The 23,339-nt window shown below is 55.8% G+C and carries 30 protein-coding genes and 2 pseudogenes; 25 read left to right on the forward strand and 7 right to left on the reverse strand.

Going from position 1 to position 23,339, the window contains the following annotated elements; translation table 11 throughout:
* Nucleotides 1-20 precede the first annotated feature (20 nt).
* The 8 genes and pseudogenes from A4308_RS18745 (at nucleotide 21) to A4308_RS18775 (ending at nucleotide 3,598) form a co-directional block, all read left to right on the forward strand.
* A complete protein-coding gene (locus A4308_RS18745; RefSeq protein ID WP_063308742.1) occupies nucleotides 21-446 on the forward strand; it encodes a hypothetical protein in 426 nt (141 codons plus the stop codon).
* A gap of 1 nt (nucleotide 447) precedes the next feature.
* Nucleotides 448-666 (forward strand): TraR/DksA family transcriptional regulator, encoded by a 219-nt coding sequence (locus A4308_RS18750; protein ID WP_063308743.1) that lies wholly within the window; start codon nucleotides 448-450, stop codon nucleotides 664-666.
* The gene (locus tag A4308_RS22100) at nucleotides 666-1,058 is read left to right on the forward strand and encodes a phage protein NinX family protein (RefSeq protein ID WP_065422745.1); all 393 of its coding nucleotides are present in this window, start codon (nucleotides 666-668) and stop codon (nucleotides 1,056-1,058) included. Before A4308_RS18750 ends, A4308_RS22100 begins: the two co-directional genes overlap by 1 nt.
* Nucleotides 1,036-1,275 carry a DUF4222 domain-containing protein gene (locus tag A4308_RS18755; RefSeq protein ID WP_063308744.1) on the forward strand — a complete coding sequence of 80 codons (240 nt, stop codon included), beginning with the start codon at nucleotides 1,036-1,038 and terminating at the stop codon, nucleotides 1,273-1,275. Before A4308_RS22100 ends, A4308_RS18755 begins: the two co-directional genes overlap by 23 nt.
* Before the next feature lie 57 nt (nucleotides 1,276-1,332).
* Nucleotides 1,333-1,605: pseudogene (locus A4308_RS18760) on the forward strand (dATP/dGTP pyrophosphohydrolase domain-containing protein); the annotation flags it as partial.
* 197 nt (nucleotides 1,606-1,802) lie between these two features.
* Entirely contained in the window at nucleotides 1,803-2,003 is a 201-nt protein-coding gene (locus tag A4308_RS18765) for a hypothetical protein (protein ID WP_063308746.1), read from the forward strand.
* A gap of 8 nt (nucleotides 2,004-2,011) precedes the next feature.
* Nucleotides 2,012-2,257, forward strand: coding sequence for an excisionase family protein (locus A4308_RS18770; protein WP_063308747.1), 246 nt, complete (start codon nucleotides 2,012-2,014; stop codon nucleotides 2,255-2,257).
* 45 nt (nucleotides 2,258-2,302) lie between these two features.
* A complete protein-coding gene (locus A4308_RS18775; RefSeq protein WP_063308748.1) occupies nucleotides 2,303-3,598 on the forward strand; it encodes a tyrosine-type recombinase/integrase in 1,296 nt (431 codons plus the stop codon).
* 26 nt (nucleotides 3,599-3,624) lie between these two features.
* On the opposite strand, the gene fliE is transcribed toward A4308_RS18775, so the two are convergent.
* A complete protein-coding gene (fliE, locus tag A4308_RS18780; protein WP_014884391.1) occupies nucleotides 3,625-3,939 on the reverse strand; it encodes a flagellar hook-basal body complex protein FliE in 315 nt (104 codons plus the stop codon).
* A 228-nt stretch (nucleotides 3,940-4,167) separates the two neighbouring features.
* On the opposite strand from fliE, the gene fliF reads away from it, so the two are divergent.
* The 14 genes and pseudogenes from fliF to rcsA all read left to right on the forward strand — a co-directional run bounded on the left by fliF (nucleotide 4,168) and on the right by rcsA (nucleotide 15,699).
* Entirely contained in the window at nucleotides 4,168-5,847 is a 1,680-nt protein-coding gene (fliF, locus tag A4308_RS18785; protein ID WP_045281537.1) for a flagellar basal-body MS-ring/collar protein FliF, read from the forward strand.
* Nucleotides 5,840-6,838 carry a flagellar motor switch protein FliG gene (gene fliG, locus A4308_RS18790; protein WP_008500327.1) on the forward strand — a complete coding sequence of 333 codons (999 nt, stop codon included), beginning with the start codon at nucleotides 5,840-5,842 and terminating at the stop codon, nucleotides 6,836-6,838. The genes fliF and fliG overlap by 8 nt, the downstream gene beginning before the upstream one ends.
* Nucleotides 6,831-7,538 (forward strand): flagellar assembly protein FliH, encoded by a 708-nt coding sequence (gene fliH, locus A4308_RS18795; protein WP_045281538.1) that lies wholly within the window; start codon nucleotides 6,831-6,833, stop codon nucleotides 7,536-7,538. The genes fliG and fliH overlap by 8 nt, the downstream gene beginning before the upstream one ends.
* Nucleotides 7,538-8,908, forward strand: coding sequence for a flagellar protein export ATPase FliI (gene fliI / locus A4308_RS18800; protein ID WP_045269879.1), 1,371 nt, complete (start codon nucleotides 7,538-7,540; stop codon nucleotides 8,906-8,908). Before fliH ends, fliI begins: the two co-directional genes overlap by 1 nt.
* A 21-nt stretch (nucleotides 8,909-8,929) precedes the next feature.
* Nucleotides 8,930-9,373 (forward strand): flagellar export protein FliJ, encoded by a 444-nt coding sequence (gene fliJ / locus A4308_RS18805; RefSeq protein ID WP_014884395.1) that lies wholly within the window; start codon nucleotides 8,930-8,932, stop codon nucleotides 9,371-9,373.
* Nucleotides 9,370-10,599 carry a flagellar hook length control protein FliK gene (gene fliK / locus A4308_RS18810; RefSeq protein WP_023337481.1) on the forward strand — a complete coding sequence of 410 codons (1,230 nt, stop codon included), beginning with the start codon at nucleotides 9,370-9,372 and terminating at the stop codon, nucleotides 10,597-10,599. Before fliJ ends, fliK begins: the two co-directional genes overlap by 4 nt.
* A 106-nt stretch (nucleotides 10,600-10,705) precedes the next feature.
* Complete coding sequence (gene fliL, locus A4308_RS18815; RefSeq protein WP_014884397.1) at nucleotides 10,706-11,176, forward strand: flagellar basal body-associated protein FliL; 471 nt, start codon at nucleotides 10,706-10,708, stop codon at nucleotides 11,174-11,176.
* Nucleotides 11,177-11,180: 4 nt separating this feature from the next.
* On the forward strand, nucleotides 11,181-12,185 hold the full coding sequence (gene fliM, locus A4308_RS18820; protein WP_014884398.1) for a flagellar motor switch protein FliM: 1,005 nt from the start codon (nucleotides 11,181-11,183) through the stop codon (nucleotides 12,183-12,185).
* Nucleotides 12,182-12,595, forward strand: a complete 414-nt coding sequence (gene fliN / locus A4308_RS18825) for a flagellar motor switch protein FliN (RefSeq protein WP_014884399.1) — start codon at nucleotides 12,182-12,184, stop codon at nucleotides 12,593-12,595. Before fliM ends, fliN begins: the two co-directional genes overlap by 4 nt.
* A 2-nt stretch (nucleotides 12,596-12,597) precedes the next feature.
* Complete coding sequence (fliO, locus tag A4308_RS18830; RefSeq protein ID WP_014884400.1) at nucleotides 12,598-12,972, forward strand: flagellar biosynthetic protein FliO; 375 nt, start codon at nucleotides 12,598-12,600, stop codon at nucleotides 12,970-12,972.
* Nucleotides 12,972-13,709 (forward strand): flagellar type III secretion system pore protein FliP, encoded by a 738-nt coding sequence (gene fliP, locus A4308_RS18835; protein ID WP_014884401.1) that lies wholly within the window; start codon nucleotides 12,972-12,974, stop codon nucleotides 13,707-13,709. Before fliO ends, fliP begins: the two co-directional genes overlap by 1 nt.
* A 9-nt stretch (nucleotides 13,710-13,718) precedes the next feature.
* Nucleotides 13,719-13,988, forward strand: a complete 270-nt coding sequence (fliQ, locus tag A4308_RS18840) for a flagellar biosynthesis protein FliQ (protein WP_008500315.1) — start codon at nucleotides 13,719-13,721, stop codon at nucleotides 13,986-13,988.
* A 7-nt stretch (nucleotides 13,989-13,995) separates the two neighbouring features.
* A pseudogene (fliR, locus tag A4308_RS18845) lies at nucleotides 13,996-14,797 on the forward strand (flagellar biosynthetic protein FliR).
* Between the two features lie 278 nt (nucleotides 14,798-15,075).
* Complete coding sequence (gene rcsA, locus A4308_RS18850) at nucleotides 15,076-15,699, forward strand: transcriptional regulator RcsA (RefSeq protein ID WP_008500313.1); 624 nt, start codon at nucleotides 15,076-15,078, stop codon at nucleotides 15,697-15,699.
* Nucleotides 15,700-15,801: 102 nt separating this feature from the next.
* On the opposite strand, the gene dsrB is transcribed toward rcsA, so the two are convergent.
* The gene (gene dsrB / locus A4308_RS22670; protein ID WP_013097741.1) at nucleotides 15,802-15,990 is read right to left on the reverse strand and encodes a protein DsrB; all 189 of its coding nucleotides are present in this window, start codon (nucleotides 15,988-15,990) and stop codon (nucleotides 15,802-15,804) included.
* Nucleotides 15,991-16,119: 129 nt separating this feature from the next.
* On the opposite strand from dsrB, the gene yodD reads away from it, so the two are divergent.
* Nucleotides 16,120-16,347, forward strand: coding sequence for a YodD family peroxide/acid resistance protein (gene yodD, locus A4308_RS22675; RefSeq protein ID WP_014884403.1), 228 nt, complete (start codon nucleotides 16,120-16,122; stop codon nucleotides 16,345-16,347).
* 301 nt (nucleotides 16,348-16,648) lie between these two features.
* Entirely contained in the window at nucleotides 16,649-17,449 is an 801-nt protein-coding gene (locus tag A4308_RS18865) for a mannosyl-3-phosphoglycerate phosphatase-related protein (RefSeq protein ID WP_045281540.1), read from the forward strand.
* Here A4308_RS18865 and dgcQ read toward each other — a convergent pair.
* From dgcQ to A4308_RS18880, 3 genes are all read right to left on the reverse strand, one after another.
* A complete protein-coding gene (gene dgcQ, locus A4308_RS18870) occupies nucleotides 17,434-19,134 on the reverse strand; it encodes a cellulose biosynthesis regulator diguanylate cyclase DgcQ (protein WP_063308749.1) in 1,701 nt (566 codons plus the stop codon). The genes A4308_RS18865 and dgcQ overlap by 16 nt on opposite strands.
* 73 nt (nucleotides 19,135-19,207) lie before the next feature.
* The gene (locus tag A4308_RS18875; protein WP_008500307.1) at nucleotides 19,208-19,390 is read right to left on the reverse strand and encodes a YodC family protein; all 183 of its coding nucleotides are present in this window, start codon (nucleotides 19,388-19,390) and stop codon (nucleotides 19,208-19,210) included.
* Nucleotides 19,391-19,468: 78 nt separating this feature from the next.
* Complete coding sequence (locus tag A4308_RS18880; protein WP_349675177.1) at nucleotides 19,469-20,383, reverse strand: DUF808 domain-containing protein; 915 nt, start codon at nucleotides 20,381-20,383, stop codon at nucleotides 19,469-19,471.
* Between the two features lie 175 nt (nucleotides 20,384-20,558).
* Here A4308_RS18880 and yedA point away from each other — a divergent pair, with 175 nt between their 5' ends.
* A complete protein-coding gene (gene yedA, locus A4308_RS18885; RefSeq protein WP_045281542.1) occupies nucleotides 20,559-21,473 on the forward strand; it encodes a drug/metabolite exporter YedA in 915 nt (304 codons plus the stop codon).
* Here the strand turns inward: yedA and A4308_RS18890 are convergent.
* Both A4308_RS18890 and A4308_RS18895 read right to left on the reverse strand, forming a co-directional pair.
* Nucleotides 21,445-21,936 (reverse strand): very short patch repair endonuclease, encoded by a 492-nt coding sequence (locus tag A4308_RS18890; RefSeq protein WP_014884408.1) that lies wholly within the window; start codon nucleotides 21,934-21,936, stop codon nucleotides 21,445-21,447. The two genes, yedA and A4308_RS18890, sit on opposite strands and share 29 nt — an antisense overlap.
* Nucleotides 21,917-23,332: a DNA cytosine methyltransferase gene (locus A4308_RS18895; protein WP_014884409.1), complete on the reverse strand. Its 1,416-nt coding sequence runs from the start codon at nucleotides 23,330-23,332 to the stop codon at nucleotides 21,917-21,919. Before A4308_RS18895 ends, A4308_RS18890 begins: the two co-directional genes overlap by 20 nt.
* Between the last annotated feature and the right edge of the window lie 7 nt (nucleotides 23,333-23,339).

Below are 23,339 nucleotides of genomic sequence, written 5' to 3' on the forward strand. Positions count from 1 at the left end.
CAGTTCCGGGAGCATTGACTATGGCTCGCTACAAGTTCACAAACCGTAAAGCTCGTATTGAAAAGAAGTTCAGCAAATCGGCAATGGAGCTGCTTATTCAACTAAGACCAAGGAGCATTAACGCCGCAGATTTCACCCTTGAGTATGGTGATTTCGAAGGCCGTCATGGAACGGTTTATCACGACGAATGGCACCTTTGGGGCTCCCCTGATTACTGGACTGGCGAGTGCGATAGTTACGATGCCTTTTTCGTACTCCACGACCATTTAATTATGCTGACGCACGACCATGAGGGCGAGATGGATGCCCGCAATAAAGTTGGCTGGGACGAAGAAATAGACATCACTCCTTATTGCTCTCCATGGCGCCTTGGCACCGTCAACCGCGCTCAAATCATTAGGCATTGCCGACAGCTTGTGTCTGCTGGCATCAACTGGGACGCTTAACATGGCCGATATCATCGATACCGCAGCAGAGATTGAAGAGCTTCAACGTAACGCTGCCCTTTCGGCTCACCGAGTGAACCGCAATGCCGTATCAGCTGAGCGTTGTGAAGAATGCGACGAACCAATTCCCGAGCCGCGGCGCGCTGCCGTCCCCGGCTGCCATACGTGCGCAGAATGTCAGGGCGTGATCGAACTGAAGAATAAGCAGAGGGGGATGTGATGGATTACAGCAAGCTAAGCGACTTTGAAATTAACAAACGAGTGGCGATCGCAAATGGGCTTTTGGTTCAGGAAATTGACGATAGCAAAGCCACTGGCATGACGAGCAAATATCACGAACTCCGCCCACACACTGTTTGGGTGAGTGATGGTGAAAACCCATGGGAGCAATATGCGCCAACTCTTTGCTGGGAGGATGCGGGTCCGATCATCCTTAATAATCGCATTAGTCTGGTTTGGGATTGCGCTGAAGATGCCAGTTCTGAGTGGTGGAATGCTGTTGACCAGTTCGATGAATGCCGCGTTCAGTATCAGTCCAACCCGCTGCGCGGTGCAATGATCGTGTTCCTCATGCTTCTGGAGCAGGCCAATGTTCAGGATAATCCAGCCTAATACTTGGTACGCCGATCCCCACGGCGCGCCCTGCAAAATCCTCCGCGCTACCCACGAAGTCATCCACTACATCCGCAACGGTCGCACCTGCATCGCCAGCATGGGCCGCTTTCAACATGAATTCGAGCCGCTGACCAAAGCACAGGCTGAGCGGATCGCCGAAGAAGTCGAAACAGCAGAACATCTGAAGAAGCTGCGCGCCCAGCGTGCGGCATGAGGAGAGAGCGTGAAACCTTACGAATCGAAGAAATCACAGTTCACCAGAAACCTGATCCGGCGGCGCCACGCTGAATGGTCAGAACAAACCTTCGGCAACGTCGGCCCCATTGGACCACTGAAGCACCTTTCGAAAGAGGCGCTGGAAGCTGCCGCCGATCCTGGCGACCTCAGCGAGTGGGCTGATATGCAGTTCCTGCTTTGGGACGCGCAGCGGCGCGCCGGTATCACCGATGAGCAAATCACCGCGGCGCTGGAAGAAAAACTAAAGGTGAACATGACCCGCCACTGGCCGGAACCGAAAGACGGTGAGCCGCGTCTTCACATCAAACCATGACGCAACTGATAGCCAGTTATGAGCTGGCTATTGGGTGCGAAAGCACTGCTCCGTTATCCCTTTTGCCCTCCACTGTGAGGGCATTCTTTTTGGGAGTTCACCATGCAATCAAACCCCATTAACTGGCTCATCGCCGCACTTATGGCGCTGGGCGCTCTCATCTCATTTCTTCACGAACCGGAAGGTGTGCAATGGCTGCTTTTAATGTGGGCGCATTAGTCCAGAAGAAGACCGGTGGTATCCATGGCGTGGTGGATAGCCAACTGGAGCCGGAAGGCGATCACCCGAAAGCCTGGGTGCGTTGGGATGACGGCAATTATTCAGTGCGCGCGGAAAACGAATTACGCGCGGCCACGCCAGACGGCCCGCAGTTTTATAAAACGATGTCATAGGAGCGACCATGAGCGAAATGACCTTAATCGTGCCCAACGACTGGGTAACAGAAGAAAAGCTCGTCGAGATTACCGGCCTTCGCCCTGGCACTATCGAGCGGGCCCGCAAAAAATGCTGGATGATCGGGCGGGAATATCTGCATGTTTCCCCGGACGGCGTGCCGAAGAAGAACAGTGAATGCATGTACAACCGAAAGGCTGTCGACCAGTGGGTTGAGAGCATGTCAAAGAAACAGCCGGGTGCGCGCCAATGAAGATCCGTTTATGCTTAGCGGGCTCTTGGACGTCAGGAGGGAATAATGGCTAAGTCAGCATACCCAACAGGCGTGGAGAACCACGGCGGAACGCTCCGCATATGGTTCATCTATAAAGGCAGCCGGGTTCGTGAAAGCCTCGGCGTGCCGGATACACCAAAAAACAGGAAGGTCGCTGGCGAGCTGCGCGCGTCGGTGTGCTTTTCGATTAAGACCGGCAACTTCAACTATGCAGCGCAATTCCCAGACTCGCCTAACCTGAAAAGGTTTGGGGTGGAGAGCAAGGAAATCACCGTGCTGGAGCTGGCGAACAAGTGGCTTGAACTGAAGCGTATGGAGATCAGCACCAACGCGATGTCACGCTATGCATCTATAGCGCGCAACATGGTGCCCAGGATTGGTGGGGACAGGCTGGTATCTGCGGTAACGCAGGAAGATCTGCTGTTTATCAGGAAGGAATTGCTGACCGGTTATCACACGCTGAAAGTCGGGCAGAAAACGCCGGTTAAGGGCCGCTCAGTCAGAACGGTCAACAACTACATGAAGACCATGGGCGGGATGTTTAAGTTTGCTGCTGACAGCGGGTATGTCAGGGTGAACCCGTTCACCGGGATCGCCATGCTTAAGCGGTCGCGCTGCGAACCTGACCCGCTGACGCGTGAGGAGTTTGTCAGGATGATTAACGCCTGCGCTCACCAGCAGCTGAAAAACATGTGGTCTCTGGCTGTGTACACCGGAGTTCGCCACGGCGAACTTGTGTCGCTGGCCTGGGAAGATATCGACCTGAAAGCGGGCACGATGATGATCCGCCGGAACCACACGTTAACGAAGGAATTCACACTTCCGAAAACGGAGGCAGGAACGGACCGCATCATTAACCTCATTCAGCCAGCGATCGACGTGCTGAAGAGCCAGGCCGAATTAACACGCCTGGGTAAGCAGTATCAGGTTGAGGTGAAACTGCGCGAGTATGGCCGTACTGATGTGCATCCGTGCACGTTCGTGTTCAACCCGCAGATCGCATCACGTAATGGCCGTGCCGGGCATCATTACGCTGTGGGGTCGATCAACCAGTCCTGGGAAGCTGCAATGCGACGCGCCGGGATTCGCTATCGCAGAGCATACCAGTCCCGACACACGTATGCATGCTGGTCGTTGGCCGCCGGTGCTAACCCGAACTTCATCGCGAAGCAAATGGGCCACACCGACGCGCAAATGGTTTACCGGGTGTACGGATCCTGGATGGCTGAAAATAACCAGGACCAGGTACTCATCCTCAACCAGAAACTGAGTGAGTTTGCCCCATCCATGCCCCACGCAGTGGGATTGGATGATTATTAATTATAAATATCATTAGGTTATCTAACCTAAACCTGCATGCCCATCACTTCCTGATAAGCCGACACCAGTTTATTCCGCACCTGAATTCCCATCTGCAGGGAAACCGTGGCTTTCTGCAAATCGGCCATCACGTCATTCAGCGCCACGCCCGGCTCACCGAGGGTGAATTTCTCCGCCTGGGTACGCGCCGCGGTCTGGGTATCGCTGATACGGTCAAGAGCGGCATGCAGTTGCCCCGCAAAGCTGATGGTCGGCTGTTGTTCTGCCACATTCTGATTACGGGCCGTCATCGCCGTTGCCTGCAACTGACTGATTACCCCTTCAATGCCCTGTATAGCCATGACTCTCCCCTGGATGGTTTTTTACGCGGTCAAGACTAACAGCTTGTCAATAAGATAATGGCGGTAAATAGCGTGAAAAAACCAGGTTATTTGACGCATAGAAAATCCGGAATCATCAAATAATGGCAGGGCCATCAATATGGAACTTTTGTCGTGTTTGCCGACCCGGGAGTCAGTTTTGTTTCTCTACACGAATAACGTAAACCACCAGGATTTAAGAGGTGCGCAATGAGTGCAACAGCATCGACAGCGCCGCAAAATAAATCACTCGAGTGGATGAACCGCCTTCGCGCGAATCCTAAAATCCCGTTGATCGTGGCAGGCGCTGCCGCTATTGCCATCCTTGTAGCGATGGTTTTATGGGCAAAAAGCCCTGATTACCGCACGCTCTATAGCAACCTTTCCGATCAGGATGGCGGTGCCATCGTCACCCAGCTTACCCAGATGAACATCCCTTATCGCTTTGCCGATAACGGCGGTGCCCTTGAGGTGCCTGCTGATAAGGTCCACGAGCTGCGTCTGCGTCTGGCCCAGCAGGGCCTGCCGAAGGGCGGTGCGGTCGGTTTTGAACTGCTGGATCAGGAAAAGTTCGGTATCAGCCAGTTCAGCGAGCAGGTGAACTACCAGCGTGCGCTGGAAGGTGAGCTGGCCCGCACCATTGAAACGTTAGGCCCGGTGAAGAGTGCCCGTGTGCATCTGGCGATGCCTAAGCCTTCTTTATTTGTTCGTGAACAGAAATCCCCTTCAGCTTCCGTGACCGTGAACCTCGAACCTGGCCGCGCGCTGGACGAAGGGCAAATCAGCGCGGTGACGCATCTCGTCTCCAGCGCCGTCGCCGGTCTGCCACCGGGTAACGTGACGGTGGTCGATCAAAGCGGACACCTGCTGACCCAATCCAATACCGCCGGGCGTGACCTGAACGACGCGCAGCTGAAATATGCCGCAGACGTAGAAAACCGTCTCCAGCGTCGCATTGAAGCGATCCTCGGCCCGGTTGTCGGTAACAGCAACGTGCATGCGCAGGTGACCGCGCAGATTGACTTCTCTAATAAAGAACAAACCGAAGAGCAATACAGCCCGAACGGCGATCCGGCTCAGGCGGTGATGCGCTCGCGTCAGATCAACTCCAGCGAACAGGTAGGCGGCGCCTACCCTGGCGGCGTGCCGGGTGCGCTCTCTAACCAGCCTGCTCCGGCAAACACGGCACCGATTTCCACGCCGCCGGCCAATCAGCAGAACGGTCAGCAAAATAATCAGCAGACCACCTCAACGACCAGTAACGCCGGTCCACGCACCACTAGCCGTAACGAAACCACGAACTACGAAGTGGATCGGACGATCCGCCACACTAAACTCAACGTGGGCGATATTCAGCGTCTCTCTGTTGCGGTGGTGGTGAACTACAAAACGCTGGCGGATGGCAAACCGTTGCCGTTAACCGCTGAGCAGATGAAGCAGATTGAAAACCTGACCCGCGAAGCGATGGGCTACTCCGAGAAGCGTGGCGACACCCTTAACGTGGTGAACTCGCCGTTCAACGCGGTTGAAGAGACCGGCGGTGAACTGCCGTTCTGGCAACAACAGGCGTTTATCGACCAGCTGATGTCCGCAGGACGCTGGCTGCTGGTGCTGATTGTCGCGTGGCTGCTGTGGCGTAAGGGCGTTCGTCCACAACTCCAGCGTCGTGCTGAAGCAGAAAAAGCCGCTCGCGAACAGATGTCTACGCGTCAGGAAACGGAAGAAGCGGTTGAAGTTCGCCTCAGCAAAGATGAGCAGATGCAGCAGCGTCGGGCTAACCAGCGCATGGGCGCCGAAGTGATGAGCCAGCGCATTCGCGAAATGTCAGATAACGATCCGCGCGTCGTGGCGCTGGTCATCCGCCAGTGGATGGGTAACGAACATGAGTAATACGCTTACAGGCACCGATAAAAGCGTCATCCTGCTGATGACCATTGGCGAAGACCGCGCGGCAGAGGTGTTTAAGCACCTCTCCCAGCGGGAAGTGCAAATCCTCAGTGCGGCCATGGCCAACGTGCGTCAGATCTCCAATAAACAGCTGACCGAAGTGCTGTCGGAATTTGAGCAGGAAGCCGAACAGTTTGCCGCGCTCAACGTCAACGCCAACGACTACCTGCGCTCCGTCCTGGTCAAGGCGCTGGGCGAAGAGCGTGCCGCCAGCTTGCTGGAAGACATTCTGGAAACGCGCGATACCGCCAGCGGGATCGAAACGCTTAACTTTATGGAGCCGCAGAGTGCCGCCGACCTTATTCGCGACGAGCACCCGCAGATTATCGCCACCATCCTTGTCCACCTCAAACGGGGTCAGGCAGCCGATATTCTGGCCCTGTTCGAAGAGCGTCTGCGTCACGATGTGATGCTGCGTATCGCAACCTTCGGTGGCGTCCAGCCGGCCGCGCTGGCGGAGCTGACCGAAGTACTGAACAACCTGCTCGACGGTCAGAACCTCAAGCGCAGCAAAATGGGCGGCGTGAGAACGGCGGCGGAAATCATCAACCTGATGAAAACGCAGCAGGAAGAAGCGGTTATTACCGCGGTTCGCGAATTCGACGGCGAGCTGGCACAGAAAATTATCGACGAGATGTTCCTGTTCGAAAACCTGGTCGAAGTGGACGATCGCAGCATCCAGCGCCTGCTCCAGGAAGTGGACTCCGAATCGCTGCTTATCGCCCTCAAAGGTGCCGAACAGCCGCTGCGCGAGAAGTTCCTGCGCAACATGTCTCAGCGTGCGGCGGATATCCTGCGCGACGACCTTGCCAACCGCGGTCCGGTTCGTCTGTCTCAGGTGGAGAACGAACAGAAAGCCATCCTGCTTATTGTTCGTCGTCTGGCGGAAACCGGCGAGATGGTGATTGGCAGCGGAGACGACACCTATGTCTAATGAGCTGTCGTGGAAGCGCTGGACGCCAGACGATCTGGCCCCTCCCCTTTCTGAATTCACGCCCGCGAAGGTCTCACCCGCAGAGCCTGACGCCGACGTCGGGCAGCCCGAGCTGAGCGAGGAGGAGAAGCAAGCGCAGATGCTGGCGCAGCTGCAAATGCAGGCGCATGAGCAGGGCTACACTGCCGGTCTGAATGAAGGCCGCCAGAAAGGTCACGATCTGGGCTATCAGGAAGGTCTGGCGAAAGGATTAGAGCACGGTATCGACCAGGCGCGTCAGCAGCAGGCGCCGATCCACGCCCGCATGCAGCAGCTGGTCAGCGAGTTCCAGCACACGCTGGACGCGCTGGACAGCGTGATTGCGTCCCGTCTGATGCAGATGGCGCTGGAAGCTGCGCGTCAGGTCATTGGCCAGACGCCTGTGGTGGATAACACGGCGCTGATCAAACAGATTCAGGGGCTTCTGCAGCAGGAGCCGCTGTTCAGCGGCAAACCGCAGCTGCGCGTTCACCCGGACGATCTGCAGCGCATTGAAGAGAGTCTGGGGGCAACCCTCAGCCTGCACGGCTGGCGTTTGCGCGGCGATCCGTCGTTACACCACGGCGGCTGCAAAGTCTCTGCCGACGAAGGTGACCTGGATGCCAGCGTCGCCACTCGCTGGCAGGAACTGTGCCGCCTGGCGGCACCGGGAGTCGTCTGATGACCGCACGCCTCACCCGCTGGCTCAACACGCTCGACAACTTTGAGACGAAGATGGCGCAACTGCCCTCCGTTCGTCGTTATGGACGACTGACGCGCGCGACCGGTCTGGTACTGGAAGCCACCGGCCTGCAGCTTCCGCTGGGCGCAACCTGTGTGATTGAGCGTCAGGATGGTCAGGAAACGCGTGAAGTCGAAAGCGAAGTGGTTGGGTTTAACGGTCAGCGACTGTTCCTGATGCCGCTTGAAGAGGTGGAAGGTATTCTCCCCGGCGCCCGCGTCTACGCGAAAAACATCAGCGGCGAAGGCCTGCAAAGCGGGAAACAGCTGCCGCTTGGTCCGGCCCTGCTCGGCCGCGTGCTCGACGGCAGCGGGAAACCGCTGGATGGCCTGCCCGCGCCGGACACCACCGAAACCGGGGCGTTGATCACCCAGCCGTTTAACCCCCTGCAGCGTACCCCTATAGAGCATGTGCTGGATACCGGCGTACGGCCGATTAACGCCCTGCTCACGGTAGGACGCGGACAACGTATGGGTCTGTTCGCCGGCTCCGGCGTGGGTAAATCGGTCCTGCTCGGCATGATGGCGCGTTATACCCAGGCCGACGTGATCGTCGTTGGGCTGATTGGTGAGCGTGGCCGTGAAGTCAAAGATTTCATCGAAAACATTCTGGGTGCGGAAGGCCGGGCCCGTTCAGTGGTAATCGCCGCCCCGGCGGATGTGTCCCCCCTGCTGCGTATGCAGGGTGCCGCCTACGCCACCCGTATTGCCGAAGATTTCCGCGACCGCGGCAAGCACGTGCTGCTGATCATGGACTCCCTCACCCGCTACGCGATGGCACAGCGTGAAATTGCGCTGGCTATCGGTGAGCCACCGGCCACCAAAGGCTACCCGCCTTCGGTCTTTGCCAAACTTCCTGCGCTGGTTGAACGCGCAGGGAACGGCATCAGCGGCGGCGGATCCATCACTGCATTTTATACGGTACTGACCGAAGGCGATGACCAGCAGGACCCGATTGCCGACTCCGCGCGCGCCATTCTCGACGGTCATATTGTGTTATCGCGTCGTCTGGCTGAAGCCGGACACTACCCGGCGATTGATATTGAAGCATCCATCAGCCGCGCAATGACGGCGCTGATCACCGAGAAGCATTACGCCCGCGTGCGTAACTTTAAACAACTCCTCTCCAGCTTCCAGCGCAACCGCGATCTGGTCAGCGTGGGGGCGTATGCCAAAGGCAGCGATCCTATGCTCGACAAAGCGATTAGCCTGTGGCCGCAGCTGGAGGCGTTTTTACAACAGGGCATTTTTGAACGTGCCGACTGGGAAGATTCAATCCAGGCTCTGGAGCTGATTTTCCCGCAGGTGTAACACAGGTGGAGGGCGAAGGTCATGGCGCAAAACAGCGCGTTATCAACGCTGAAAGATCTGGCTGAAAAAGAAGTTGATGATGCCGCATTGCAGCTTGGCGCAATGCGACGCGGGTGCCAGCAGGCTGAAGAACAGTTGAAGATGTTAATCGACTATCAGCATGAGTATCGCACCAACCTCAATACCGATATGACCCAGGGCATTGGAAGCCAGCGGTGGATTAACTATCAGCAGTTTATCCAGACGCTGGAGAAGGCGATAGAGCAGCACCGCCAGCAGCTTAACCAGTGGACCCAAAAAGTCGATACCGCGCTGAATTTCTGGCGTGAGAAAAAACAGCGGCTGCAGGCCTGGCAAACCTTACAGGACCGGCAGATCGCAGCCGCGACCCTGGCGGAAAACCGTCTGGATCAGAAAAAAATGGATGAGTTTGCCCAGCGCGCATCAATGAGGAAACCGGAATGATCACACTGCAACAACTGCTGATGAGCGACAGCGACCTGTCGGGCGGGATGCAAACAGGGAAAGGCACCGACGGTGCGCAAGACTTTCTCTCCCTGCTGACGGGTGCCCTGACGGACGCGACGGGCAAGGGCAAAGATGCGCCGCTGACCCTGGCTGACCTGAAAGCCGCTGGCAGTAAGCTGTCAAAAGTCGCTCAGGACGCCAAAGGCGATACCGCGCTGCAGGCCAAAATTGCCGACCTGCTCGCGCGTCAGCCAGCCCTGAGTGGCGATGAAACGGCGCAGCTTGCCACGCCTGAAACCCTGATTTCCGGGCTGGTGCCGCTGTCAAAGGGCGATGCCCTGAAAACGCTCAATGCGGCCAACAGCAAGGATGACAGCAAAAGCGAACTGAGCGAAGAAGAGCTGGCCGGATTAAGCGCGCTGATGGCAATGCTGCCGCACCAGCAGACCAGCACGCCTCACGCGGCGGGCAGTAACGGCGTTTCCGCAACCTCAACATTGAGTTCAGCGACGCTTTCGCCAAACGCAGCGGGCCACTCCCCCCTGAACGCGGCAGCGGGAGACCACGATAAAGCGCAGCTTTCCGCACCTTATCAGAGTCAGGCGAAAAACAACGGCCCGGATCTCTCCGCCAATGCGCCAGTCACTCCGGTCGTGGCCGCTGCGGCAGAGAAGCAGGAATTCGCCAGTTCCTCTTCATCATCCTCACCCACGGCTACCCTGGCGCCGATCATGTCCAGTCATGCCACCAGCCAGCCTGCCGCTACCGTTGCCACCGCGCCGGTGTTAAGCCAGCCGCTGGGTACTCACGAATGGCAGCAGTCCCTGAGCCAGCACATCACGCTGTTCACTAAGCAGGGGCAACAGACTGCGGAGCTGCGCCTGCACCCGGAAGATCTGGGCCAGGTGCAAATCTCGCTTAAACTGGATGATAACCAGGCGCAGCTGCAGATGGTCTCGGCACACAGCCACGTGCGCGCGGCGCTGGAAGCGGCACTGCCTGTCCTGCGGACGTCACTGGCAGAGAACGGTATTCAGCTCTCTCAGAGCAGCGTCAGCAGCGAAAGCTTTGCCGGGCAACAGCAATCCTCATCGCAGCAGCATCAGGCTTCACGTTCCGGTCACAACGGCGGATTTAATGAAGAGAGCGAGGAGCTACTGCCCACCCCTGCCGCCCTGCAATCCGCGGCGCGCGGTAACAGCGCCGTGGACATCTTCGCCTAAACGCCAGAGGTAGCGTGATTATCCCCGTCTTTTCCACGCTTTGACGACGGCAGGACACGGGATAATCACCTTATTAAGCTGTACCGAAACAGGAAGCTCGTATCAGATGACAGACTCCGCTATCACCAAAAAAAGTAAGCGTTCCATCTGGATCCCGCTGCTGGTGTTGATCACGCTCGCCGCCTGCGCTACCGCGGGCTATAGTTACTGGCGTATGCAGCAGGAACCTTCAACCGCTGCCGCCAAAGCCGAACCCGCACCGCCGCCGGCGCCGGTCTTTTTCCCTCTGGACACCTTCACCGTTAACCTCGGTGATGCGGATCGTGTGCTGTATGTCGGTATTACGCTGCGCCTGAAGGATGAAGCCACCCGCGCGCGCCTGAATGATTATCTTCCGGAAGTGCGTAGCCGTCTTCTTCTGCTGTTCTCTCGTCAGGACGCCTCCGCGCTGGCCACCGACGTGGGTAAGCAAAAGCTGGTCGACGCCATCAAAGAGACGCTGGCCACCCCGCTGGTAAACGGCCAACCTAAGCAGGAAGTCACTGACGTTCTGTATACAGCCTTCATTCTGCGGTAACGACATGGGCGACAGTATTCTTTCTCAGGCAGAAATCGATGCGCTGCTCAACGGCGACAGCGATAAAAACGATGATCCGCAACCGGGCCTAACGGGTGACGACAATATTCGTCCCTATGATCCGAATACCCAGCGCCGCGTAGTACGTGAACGTCTGCAGGCGCTGGAGATCATTAACGAACGTTTTGCACGTCAGTTCCGTATGGGGCTGTTCAACCTGTTGCGTCGTAGCCCGGATATCACGGTCGGTGCGATCCGCATTCAGCCGTATCACGAGTTTGCCCGCAACCTGCCGGTGCCAACCAACCTTAACCTGATTCATCTGAAGCCGCTGCGCGGCACCGGTCTGGTCGTGTTTTCGCCAAGCCTGGTGTTCATTGCGGTGGATAACCTGTTCGGCGGCGACGGGCGTTTCCCGACCAAAGTAGAAGGTCGTGAATTCACCCACACCGAACAGCGCGTCATCAACCGCATGCTGAAGCTGGCGCTGGAGTCCTACAGCGACGCGTGGAAAGCGATTAACCCGCTGGAAGTGGAATACGTTCGTTCCGAGATGCAGGTGAAGTTTACCAATATCACCACCTCCCCGAACGATATCGTCGTCAACACGCCGTTCCACGTGGAGATCGGTAACCTGACCGGCGAGTTCAATATCTGTCTGCCGTTCAGCATGATTGAACCGCTGCGCGAACTGCTGGTTAACCCGCCACTGGAGAACTCACGCAACGAAGATCAGAACTGGCGTGAAAACCTGGTTCGCCAGGTCCAGCACTCACAGCTTGAGCTGGTGGCTAACTTTGCCGACATCTCAATGCGGTTATCCCAGATCCTTAAATTACAACCCGGCGACGTTTTGCCGATAGACAAACCCGACCGCATTATTGCCCATGTGGATGGTGTCCCCGTGCTGACAAGCCAGTACGGCACGATTAACGGTCAGTATGCGTTACGCGTTGAGCACTTGATCAACCCGATTTTGAATTCGCTGAATGAGGAACAGCCCAAATGAGTGACATGAACAATCCGTCCGATGAAAACAGCGGAGCACTGGACGATCTGTGGGCTGACGCGTTAAACGAACAAAAAGCGACCCCAACGAAAAGCGCAGCGGATGCGGTATTCCAGCAACTCGGCGGCGGTGACGTCAGCGGCACGCTGCAGGATATCGACCTGATTATGGACATCCCGGTCAAGCTGACCGTTGAACTGGGACGCACCCGGATGACCATTAAAGAGCTGCTGCGTCTGACGCAGGGTTCCGTCGTGGCCCTTGACGGTCTGGCGGGTGAGCCGCTGGATATTCTGATCAACGGTTATCTGATTGCCCAGGGTGAAGTAGTGGTGGTTGCCGATAAATACGGCGTGCGTATCACGGACATCATCACCCCATCTGAACGTATGCGTCGTCTGAGCCGATAAGTATGAAAACCCAGGCAACACTATCGCAACCGTCTGCCGTTCCCGGTTCCCCGCTGCTCCAGGTGAGCGGGGCGTTGTTCGGTATTATTGCCTTTATTCTTATCGCCGCCTGGCTGGCGAAGCGTTTTGGTCTGGCGGGTAAAACCGCCGGCACCCGCGGCCTGAAGGTGAGCGCCAGCACCACGCTGGGGCCGCGTGAACGCGTGGTTATCGTCGAGGTGGACGATGCGCGTCTGGTTTTGGGTGTCACCGCCTCGAACATCAACGTATTACATAAACTGCCGCCCGCCCCTGTCACGGTGGAGGAGCGCGCACAAGCCCCTGCGGATTTTCAGTCCGTCATGAAGAGTTTGCTTAAGCGTTCCGGGAGATCCTGATGCGCCGTTTGTTATCCCTTACGCTTGCGGGCATTGGCCTGTTTGCTCCCGCGGTTTATGCGCAACTGCCCGGTCTGGTCTCAACGCCCATTGCCGGTGGCGGTCAGAGCTGGTCGCTCCCGGTGCAGACGCTGGTATTCATCACCTCGCTGACCTTTATCCCGGCCATCCTGCTGATGATGACCAGCTTCACCCGCATCATTATCGTCTTTGGTCTGCTGCGAAACGCGCTCGGTACCCCTTCCGCGCCGCCAAACCAGGTGCTGCTGGGGCTGGCGCTGTTTTTGACCTTTTTCATTATGTCGCCGGTCATCGATAAGATTTATACCGACGCGTACCAGCCGTTCAGCGAAGATAAAATCTCCATGCAGGAGGCGCTGGATAAAGGCGCACAGCCGCTGCGGGAATTTATGCTGCGCCAGACGCGCGAAGCGGATCTTGCACTCTTTGTTCGCTTGTCCAATACCGGCGAATTGCAGGGGCCGGAAGCGGTACCCATGCGCGTTTTGCTGCCAGCCTACGTCACCAGCGAGCTGAAAACGGCGTTTCAGATTGGCTTTACCATCTTTATTCCGTTCCTGATTATCGACCTGGTGATCGCTAGCGTCCTGATGGCGCTTGGGATGATGATGGTGCCGCCCGCAACCATTGCCCTGCCCTTTAAGATCATGCTCTTTGTACTGGTCGATGGCTGGCAGCTGCTGGTCAGTTCGCTGGCGCAGAGTTTCTACAGTTAAGGAACGGCAATGACACCCGAATCGGTCATGATGATGGGCACGGAAGCGATGAAAATCGCCATTGCCGTTGCCGCTCCCCTGCTGCTTGTCGCGCTGGTTACCGGTCTGATTATCAGTATTCTGCAGGCCGCCACGCAGATTAACGAAATGACGCTGTCCTTCATTCCGAAAATCATCGCCGTATTTGTGGCGATTATCGTGGCCGGACCGTGGATGCTGAACCTGTTGCTGGACTATATGCGCAACCTGTTTACCAATCTGCCGTATATCATCGGCTGACCTGACGATGCTTCACTTCACCAGCGACCAGTGGGTTCAGTGGCTCGGCGTCTATTTCTGGCCGATGCTGCGCATTCTGGCGCTGATCACCACCGCCCCGATTTTCAGCGAGAAATCGATCCCCAAGCGTGTCAAAGTGGGGCTGGGCATTATCATCACCATCATCGTCGCCCCTTCCCTTCCCCCGGTGGATATTCCGATCTTCTCGGCGAATGCGGTGTGGGTGGCATTACAGCAGGTGATGATTGGCGTTGCCGTAGGCTTTACCATGCAGCTCGCCTTTGCCGCCGTTCGCACGGCCGGGGAGCTGATTGGCCTGCAGATGGGCTTATCGTTCGCCACGTTTGTTGACCCCGGCAGCCACCTTAATATGCCGGTGCTGGCGCGCATTATCGATCTGCTCGCCATGCTGCTGTTCCTGTCGTTTAACGGTCATCTGTGGCTTATCTCCATGCTGGTGGATACTTTTCATACGCTGCCGATTGGTGAAAACCCGGTCAACAGCAATGCCTTTCTCGCGCTCACCCGCGCGGCGGGGCTGATCTTCCTCAATGGCCTGATGCTGGCGTTGCCGATTATCACCCTGCTCCTGACCGTCAACCTGGCATTAGGTCTGTTGAACCGCATGGCACCGCAGCTCTCCATCTTTGTGATCGGTTTTCCGCTGACGTTGACGGTCGGAATTTTATTAATGTCATTACTGATGCCCCTTATCGCCCCCTTCTGTGAACACTTATTCGGCGAGATATTCAATCTGTTAGCAGATATTGTCAGCGAGCTGCCACGTAAATAATAGTCCTCACGATTGATATTGTCTTTCTGAGGATATTCCTAAAATAAAACATGAAAAACATCTTCCAGGATATATCTGACGGGGTTTAATTGTTTCTAACCACCTCACAATACTTAATATTTACTTTACTTTAAGAAGATTCCTGGCAAATTATACGTAACTTTACGGGATAGTGAGTCCGCCTGAAAGTCTTTGTCATGCTCACAGGTTTATTATTTTTTTCCATCCCGTATGGCTGTTTTGAGCTCTCAGGCAGATGGTGAATTATCGTTACGCATTGAGTGAGGGTATGCCATGTCAACGATCATTATGGATTTATGCAGCTACACCCGGCTAGGGTTAACCGGGTACCTGGCAAGCAGAGGGGTAAGAAAGAGAGACATCAACGATGCACACACCGTTGACGAACTCGCAGCCGCTTGTGACGAACTAAAACCAGGCGTGGTGTTTATTAATGAGGACTGTTTCATTCACGATCCAGCCAACAGTCAGCACATTAAGCAAATCATTAATCAGCATCCAAAAACTCTGTTTATTGTTTTTATGGCGATCGCGAATATCCATTTCGATGAGTATTTGTTGGTCCGTAAAAATTTATTGATCAGTTCTAAGTCGATTAAGCCCGAGTCGCTGGATGACATTCTGGGTGATTATTTGAATAAAGAAGTTAAAAATGTAGGAGCGGTTAACTTACCCACCCTATCATTAAGCAGGACTGAATCAAGTATGCTGCGAATGTGGATGGCAGGACAAGGAACTATTCAGATCTCTGACCAGATGAATATTAAAGCAAAAACCGTTTCATCACATAAAGGAAATATTAAAAGGAAAATTAAAACGCATAATAAGCAAGTGATCTATCACGTGGTACGTTTGACCGATAATGTGACGAACGGGATTTTCGTCAACATGCGTTAGTGGCTTAAACCCCTTTGCACCCTACCTTTGATCTCTGGCCAGGCCAGAGATTTTTGCTTATGTGGGCGTTGTCGGGCAACCGCAATGCCACCCGACGCTGTGTTACTCCGCTTTTTCGACAAAAATGCCGTCCGGATGCCCCAGTTCATTAAAAAACCAGATGCCGAGCGGGTAGTCTTCCAGTGATACCAGGTACATTGTCCCCTCACTGAACTCTTCAATTGCCAGTACCACCCCCGGGCGGCGCGGCCCACCGTCCGTTTTAACGGTAACCCGATCGTTGACCTTCATACATTCCTCCTCTGGTTTTGAGCCAGTGTAGAACAAAACGCATGCGCTGACATCGCTGACGGATGCGAATGCCGTTTTTGTGTGCGGTCTATACTTAACCGTGGACACGTTTATATGAGGTACCCCGTAATGAAGACCAACAAAGCGTATAGCGACACCATCAAGCGCGAAGTCGAAGTGGATGTCGATGCCCTGCTGGCCGCCATCAATGAGATCAGTGAATCCGAAGTACGTCGTGCAGAGGATGATTCCGAGAGGGTGATGGTGAACGGGAGGGATTACCATACCTACCGCGAACTGGCGGAGGCCTTCGAGCTTGATATACACGACTTTAGCGTGTCTGAAGCCAATCGATAGCGCGAAAAAAATCCCGGTCATGGGGATGGCCGGGATCAAAACTTGCTTATGCAAGAAGCACTTGAAAATTCGTTACACCAGGAAATCTGATGTACAAACCACACTATCCCCAACGATTTTGTCTGACAAGCATATATTCTTACGGCGAATATAATATTTTTAACATAATCATTTTTGTTATGAGCAATAACGCACGGTGAATGCGGCTTTGGCTGAATCGCGTCTTATAAAGACGGTTTTCCCTTCAGTATTTTTTTAAGAATATTCTTAGGTAGAGGCGCGTGCGCTTTCAGGAGTCATCATGCTTTCACTTCAGGGTCCCCTGCTGGTTTTTTCCGATCTGGATGGATCGCTTCTGGACTTTCATACCTACGAGTGGCAACCCGCGATGCCATGGCTGGACAAACTGCAGGATTATCAGGTGCCGGTGATTCTGTGCAGCAGCAAGAGTGCCGCAGAGATGCTGGATATCCAACAGGATCTGGGCCTGGAGGGGTTACCTTTTATTGCTGAGAACGGCGCGGTCATTCAGCCTGATGTGCGCTGGGAGATGGGGCAGAGCCAGATCACAGGGATGACGCATCGGGAAATTCATCCGCTTATTGAGCAAATCCGCCAGCAGGCAGGCTTTAAATTCGTCACGTTTGATGACGTGAACGAACGCGTCATCAGCGAATGGACCGGGCTGACGCGCTACCGTGCGGCGCTCGCACGCAAACACGACGCCTCTGTCACGCTCATCTGGCGTGATACCGACGACGCAATGGTCCGCTTTGAAGAGGCGCTGGCGCAAAGGGGTCTGAAATGTCTACAGGGGGCTCGTTTCTGGCACATTCTGGATGCACGCTGCGGTAAAGACGTGGCGGTTAACTGGCTGATTGCGCAGTACCGCGAGCAGGAAGATTGTGTCCCCACCACCCTGGGGCTGGGGGATGGCCCAAACGATGCGCCGCTGCTGGACAGCGTCGACTTCGCCGTGGTGATTAAAAGCATAAACCGCCAGGGCATTACGCTACAGAATGATAGCCCTGAACGGGCTTATCACACGCAGCAGAGCGGTCCCTTAGGCTGGCGGGAAGGGATGGATCACTTTTTCTCCTGATCGCTCCAGCACACCCGGTTACGCCCGCTCTGCTTGGCCTGATACAGCCTGTCGTCCGCGGCAGACTGCAGCTGTTCAAAAACATAGTTCTCTTTTTCCTGCGCGCTGGCGACGCCCAGGGAGGCGCTAATGCGAACGGTCGTGCTCTTTTTCACCAGGATCTCCCTGCTGTTGATGCGTGACCGGATGCGCTCCGCGACCCTTCTCCCCTCTTCCAGGCTGCTCCCCGGCAGGACGACGCAAAACTCTTCCCCGCCCACGCGCCCGGCAACGTCATTTTTGCGCAGCACGCTGGCAATCAACCCTGCGGCATGGGACAGCACTTTGTCACCCGCCTGATGCCCGTACTGGTCATTAATGCATTTGAAATGGTCAAGATCGATCTGTATCACCGTAAACGGCTGACCCTGTTGTCGACAGTTCTCCGCAATCACTTTTGCGCGCTCAAACAGCGCGCCGCGGTTATTCAGACGCGTGAGGGGCTCGTGCCAGGCCTGCCACTGCAGGGAGTGCTGGAGGGTGTACATATTGCTGACCATCCTGCGGATGACCAGCCATGAAACAAGCAGCATGGCGGTAAAGAGCGCCCACAGCAGGGCCAGCACAATACTGATGCTGCCAAAGTCACCCTGTACGCCTTCGTGCAACGTATGAACGCGTAAGATCACCCCGTCAAAATGATCGAGTCGCTCCCAGCTAATAAAACGGCTTCCAAGGCGAATTCCGCCTCGGGTGTCGTGTTCAATCCCGTGCGCAATTTGCGCCGTTTCAACCTCATCAAAGCGGTTCACCTGACTGCCGTCCACTTCTGACGTGGCAATCATGTTCAGACGCGTGTCATACAGTTGATACTCGCCCTCCGTCCGGTCCTGCGTCGCCTCAGTCAGCAGGCGTTTCATGGTGTGTATGGAGAAATCCATCGCTACCACGCCATACCAGTAATGCTCAAAATAGATGGGCACGCTCGCCGTTATCGTGCGCTCCCCATTGCTCCAGGGCGACGGCGCCGAAATAAACCAGCGCACCGCGCGCGCGCGATTGTGGCGTTCTGAGTGTAAGGTAAACCAAGGTTGAGTCACCAGAAAGTAATAGCGGGCGTTGATATCGTCAGCCATATCAGGCGTGTCTGTCGAAAGATAAAACCCCGCGCGGGAAACGTAGATTATCCGCTCTTCACTTTGCACACCCGACGAGGCCAGGCGCAGTAAATACCCCACTTCCAGCGCGGCAGAAATCTCATTACTGATACGCTCACTATCACGGTTAAGGAGCGTGGACTTTGCAACGAAGGCATCTGACACGCCGTTCAGGGGAAGGGTGCGTTTTTTATCAACGGCCAGCTGCCAGGTTTCATCCGTCCGCACGGCGCTAAAACGAGACACCGCATCGCGCAGGACATCAAACCCCAGGGGGGTCTGTAAGGCATCATGCATGCTGGTGCGAAAAAACAGCATTTTGTCCACGCTGTACTGCAGCTGACGGTCCAGCGACGTGGCGACCGTTTCGAGATGGTTACGCTGGCTGGAGATATACGCCTCCTCCAGGACCACCACCTCACGCCATGTCAGGAGGGTGGAAAAGGCAAGGACGACAAGAAAACAGAGATTAACGATTAACCCCGGATTGCTACGCTTATGCAGCCATTGCAGAAAATATTGTTTTACAACAAAGGTATCGCGCTGCACACACACTCCCTGATTACTGCCTTACACCCGGTACATGAGATAAAAACGCCCGGCAAAGCCGGGCGTTATGTGATTAAGCCTTGTCCCGCTTGTGCTGCCCGTCGCCCGGCTGAAGCTCATCTTCACGAAATGCTTCCCGCTTGATGCTATAGCCATCGTGCCACCGACACTCCACCATTCCGCTAGAATAGCCTGTGACAATCATACGTGGGCCACCTTTCTTAGGCTTAACTTCATCACTGACCAAAAAGACCATACCTGCCTCCTGTATCAGGGTGAAACTGTTTCAATTTAGACGAGGAATAGTCTTTTTGCATACCACAACAGGTAACAATTAGTGCGCAGAACCGCGCATTTTTTCGACCAGTTTCACCGCCGCCACCACGATAGCGCCAACGATAAAGCCCAGCACAAGATTAAGCAGCGTCGGCAGAATAGCGGCCACCACGCTCCCCTGCGCCGAGGAGAACTGTTCGATCGCATGGTGCAGCGGAGCAATGCCGTGGACCACAATACCGCCCCCCACCAGGAACATCGCCAGGGTGCCAACCACCGACAAGCTCTTCATCAACCACGGTGCCAGCGTCAGTAAGCTTTTACCGATGCCTTTTGCCACCGCGCTTGATTTCTCCTCCAGCCAGTAGCCGATATCATCCAGCTTCACGATCAATCCGACCAGACCGTACACGCCGACGGTGACCAGAATGGCGATGCCGGAGAGGATCAACACCTGATTGAGCAGCGGCGCATCGGAGACAATACCCAACGTAATGGCGACGATCTCTGCCGAGAGAATAAAGTCGGTCCGAATGGCGCCTTTGACTTTATCGCGCTCGAAGGTTTTCGGATCCTGCGCGGCCAGCGCGTCCAGACGCTGCTGGCGCATCTCCGGCGTGTCGTTATGCTTGCGTGCGCTGAAGGAGTGCAGGACTTTCTCCACGCCTTCAAAGCATAAAAATGCCCCGCCAATCATCAGCAACGGCGTGATAGCCCAGGGAATAAATGCACTGATCAGCAGCGCCAGCGGCACCAGGATCACTTTATTCAGAAACGAGCCTTTTGCCACGCCCCACACCACCGGCAGTTCGCGGTTAGCCCGTACACCGCTCACCTGTTGAGCGTTAAGCGATAAATCATCCCCCAGCACACCCGCGGTTTTCTTCGCCGCCAGTTTCCCCATCACGGAAATATCATCCAGTAAGGTGGCAATATCATCCAGCAATGTTAATAAGCTACTTCCTGCCAAAATCGTGATCCTTCTTTTTTTGGTAATTAAGTGAATAGTATGGAGCAAAAGCGCAAACGCGGAAACAGGCACCTCACGTCAACAAAAAATTCACATCAACTACACAATTAAAGGGCTCGCCAGCACGATAGTTTTCGCGTTTACTATCAGCGACCTTTTTATTTCGTCGTGAGGGATTATGCGTTTCCGGCAACTGCTACCGCTCATCGGGGCACTTTTTTCGCTTTATATCATCTGGGGTTCGACCTACTTTGTCATTCGCATCGGCGTGGAAAGCTGGCCGCCGCTGATGATGGCGGGCATTCGTTTCCTCTCGGCGGGCGTGTTGCTGCTGGCCTTTCTGCTGCTGCGCGGTCATAAGCTACCGCCGCTGCGCCCGATGCTCAACGCCGCCCTGATTGGCCTGCTGCTATTGGCGGTAGGGAATGGGTTTGTGACCATTGCCGAGCACCAGAACGTACCGTCGGGGATCGCCGCCGTGGTCGTTGCCACCGTACCGCTGTTTACCCTCTGCTTCAGCCGTCTTTTTGGCATCCGTACCCGCAAGCTGGAATGGCTAGGGATTGGCATCGGCCTGGCGGGCATTATTCTGCTCAACAGCGGCGGTAACCTGAGCGGCAATCCGTGGGGCGCGGTCATTATTCTTATCGGCTCAATGAGCTGGGCGTTTGGTTCGGTATACGGTTCGCGTATCGAACTGCCAACCGGCATGATGGCGGGGGCGATTGAGATGCTTGCCGCGGGGATCGTGCTTCTGATTGCCTCCATGCTGACGGGGGAAAGGCTGACGACCATGCCGGATCTGTCGGGCTTCCTGGCGGTCGGGTATCTGGCGCTGTTTGGTTCGCTCATTGCAATCAATGCCTACATGTTCCTGATCCGCAATGTGTCTCCGGCGGTTGCCACCAGCTATGCCTACGTCAACCCGGTCGTGGCCGTGCTGCTCGGTACCGGGCTCGGCGGGGAAACACTCTCTCCGGTTGAGTGGTTAGCATTAGGGGTGATTGTTTTTGCCGTCGTGCTGGTCACGCTGGGCAAATATTTACTGCCGGCGAAGCCCGTGATTACGCCTTGCGGGGTGGAGAAACCGTAAGCGCGTGGATCCCCTGTGTGTCGATCTGCGCGGTGTGTCCGCCGCCGCAGATCCACTCTTCCAGCCGTTCGCGCAGATCGGCATCGTTCAGTTTTCGCCGCCCTCTCAGCGCACACTCCCAGACGATCAGCACGCGCCAGCCCTGCGCGATAAGCGTGGTGAGATCACGCGCGTCGCGCGCAACGTTCTTGCCAATCTTCTCCAGCCAGAAATCGGTGCGCGTTGCCGGAACTTTAAACAGGTAACAGTCGTGATGATGCCAGAAACAGCCGTGGGTAAAGATAATGCACTGATACGCGTCGATGACGAAATCCGGTCGCCCCGCCAGCGCGGCATCCTGCACGCGGAAATCAAACCCCGCCTGCGTCAACAACCCGGCCAGACGCTTTTCAATGGCGGTATCACGCGTGCCGATAGCACGCATGTTTTTGCTGCGCGTTGCCTTATCGTGAACGTCCGTCATTGACGGCCTCACTCTGGCGGAGCGCCACCGCCTGCCGGATACGTGAGGCCAGCAGTTTTGCCACCGCCGCAAACGCGGGCACCACCACCGAGTTACCAAACTGACGGTATGCCTGAGTGTCCGACACCGGAATACGGAAACTGTAGCCCTGCGGCGTTTCAAAGCCCATCAGCCGGGCACATTCCCGTGGCGTGAGGCGTCGTGGACGGTGGAGCTGGTTTTGCGGATCGTCGAAATCCCTCTCGCCCAGCGCTTTATCCCAGCCTCTGTCGATCAGGATTTCCGCGCCGTCTTTATAATAACGGGCGGACAAGGTGCGGGTCACGCTGTGCGGATCGTGAGGATTAACCATGCCAAATCCGAAGCCGTTGCCTTTTGCCTGATGCTTTTTGGCATAGCGGTAGAGGTATTTCCACAGAACGGGCGTAAGGATAAATTTCGCGTCGACCACAGGCTCCAGCAGGTCGGCGACGGTTGGACGACGTTCGGGATACAGAGACGGGATATCCCGCAGGGTAAAATCTCCCTTCAGATTGAGATCGCGGCGGAAGCCGACCAGCACAATGCGCTCGCGATGCTGGGGCAGGAAATGTTTCCCGTCAATGATTTTTGGGTCATCCGCGCCCATATCCTCAGAATCGGCCACGTCGTAACCCAGCTCATCCAGGGTTTGCATAATAATGCGGAAGGTTTTTCCGCCGTCATGGCTCTTTAAGTTTTTGACGTTTTCCAGCACAAAGATGGCCGGGCGGCGGGCGTCAATGATGCGGGCCACATCAAAAAACAGCGTTCCCTGCGTATCGCAGGCGAAACCGTGGGCGCGACCGAGGGCATTCTTTTTCGATACGCCGGCCAGCGAGAAAGGCTGGCAGGGGAAGCCAGCCAGCAGCACGTCGTGCGCCGGGATCGTCTGACGAATATGCCCGGCGGCCTGTTCATCCGTGACGCCGCTTTTATGGCTCAGGGTGACATCACGGATATCGGCGTTGAAGTGATGTTCGTGCGGATCGCAGTACCAGTTCGCTTTATAGGTGCGTACCGCATGTTTGTTCCACTCGCTGGTAAACACGCACTGACCGCCGATGGCTTCAAAACCGTGCCGGATCCCACCGATACCGGCGAACAGATCGATAAAGCGGAATGCATAGTCCGGGTGCGCGGCAGAGGGACGCGGAAGCAGGTTTTGCAGATAACGAAACTCACCGTCGCTCAGGCGACGCCCTGCCCGCTCGCTGGTCAGCAGTCGCTTAAGGATGGCCGGGCTCCAGTGGCTCTCACCGTGCGCTATCAGCTGGTTCGCCAGCGTTTTGACATCATAAATATCCAGCAGCTGGCGCAGTAATGCCTGCACCGTTGCCGTTGATTTCTCAGCCTGCTCTGGCGCGGGCCCTGTCACTGATCGA

The sequence above is a fragment of the Enterobacter sp. ODB01 genome, assembly GCF_001623605.1.
Lineage (GTDB): Bacteria > Pseudomonadota > Gammaproteobacteria > Enterobacterales > Enterobacteriaceae > Enterobacter > Enterobacter kobei.